The organism is Serinicoccus chungangensis (genome assembly GCF_001483745.1).
GTDB classification, from domain to species: domain Bacteria; phylum Actinomycetota; class Actinomycetes; order Actinomycetales; family Dermatophilaceae; genus Ornithinicoccus; species Ornithinicoccus chungangensis_A.
Window position 1 is genome coordinate 1 of sequence record NZ_LQBL01000026.1, and the last position, 1,291, is coordinate 1,291.

1 protein-coding gene is annotated in these 1,291 nt (G+C 69.0%); it reads left to right on the plus strand.

Going from position 1 to position 1,291, the window contains the following annotated elements; translation table 11 throughout:
- Positions 1 to 127 precede the first annotated feature (127 nt).
- A partial coding sequence (locus tag AVL62_RS07105) for an IS30 family transposase (protein ID WP_419177485.1) occupies positions 128 to 1,291 on the plus strand: 1,164 nt, incomplete at its 3' end.

Genomic DNA, 1,291 nt, shown 5'->3' on the forward strand with positions numbered 1-1,291 from the left:
TGCCCGGCGAGCTGATCCATCACTCTGATGCCGGGTCGCAGGGCGGATTCAACCGGTCGTCGCAACACCTCGATCACGGAGGTGTCTATCGATGGCAACAGGGGACTGGAGCAAGAAGACCAGCGATATGCCCGAAAGCGCGCGTCGGCAGTGGCGTGCGGACCGCGCGTTGCGACCGGCGATGCGTTCGCCGGGACGGCCGGACCCCTCCCGGGTGGTGCAGCGTCAGTTCTGGCGGCTGATCGCCACGGGCATCACCTCGGCAGAGGCGGCGCTGAGTGTCGGCGTGTCCGTGCCGGTCGGAACAGGGTGGTTTCGCCACGCTGGCGGCATGCCGCCCATCTCACTGGCCGAGCCCACCGGCCGCTACCTGTCGTTCGAGGAACGCGAGGAGATCGCGATCCAGCGCGCCCAAGACAAGGGTGTGCGTGAGATCGCCCGGGCGATAGGACGCGACCCGGGGACGGTCTCGCGCGAGCTGCGCCGCAACGCGGCCACCAGAGGCGGCAAGCAGGAGTACCGCGCTGGAGTGGCGCAATGGAAGGCGCAGCAGGCGGCCAAGCGCCCCAAGACCGCCAAGCTGGTCGACAACCCCCGGCTGCGGGAGTACGTCCAAGACCGGCTCGCCGGCAATGTGCGTCGCCCTGACGGCACGATCGTGCCGGGGCCGACACCACCGCCGTGGAAAGGGTTGAACAAGCCGCACCGCGCCGACCGGCGTTGGTCGCTGGCGTGGAGCCCGGAACAGATCGCGCACCGGTTGAAAATCGACTTCCCCGATGATGAGTCCATGCGCATCAGCCACGAGGCGATCTACCAGTCGCTGTTCATCCAGGGCCGTGGTGCACTCAAACGGGAACTCGTCGCCTGCCTGCGAACAGGCCGGGCGCTGCGGCAGCCCCGAGCCAGGTCGCAGAACAAGGCGCAAGGCCACGTCACGGACGATGTCGTCCTGCGCCAGCGCCCCGCCGAGGCCGACGACCGCGCCGTCCCCGGCCACTGGGAAGGCGACCTGATCATCGGGACCGGCCGGTCCGCGATCGGGACGATCGTGGAGCGCAGCAGCCGCGCCACGATCCTGGTCCACCTGCCCCGCATGCAGGGCTGGGGCCAGAACCCACCGGTCAAGAACGGACCATCGCTGGGTGGGTACGGCGCCACGGCGATGAACGCCGCGCTGACCGCGTCGATGACCACGCTGCCCGAGCAGCTGCGCAAGACCCTGACCTGGGACCGCGGCAAGGAACTCTCAGGCCATGCCCTGTTCACGGTCCAGACTGGCACCAAGGTG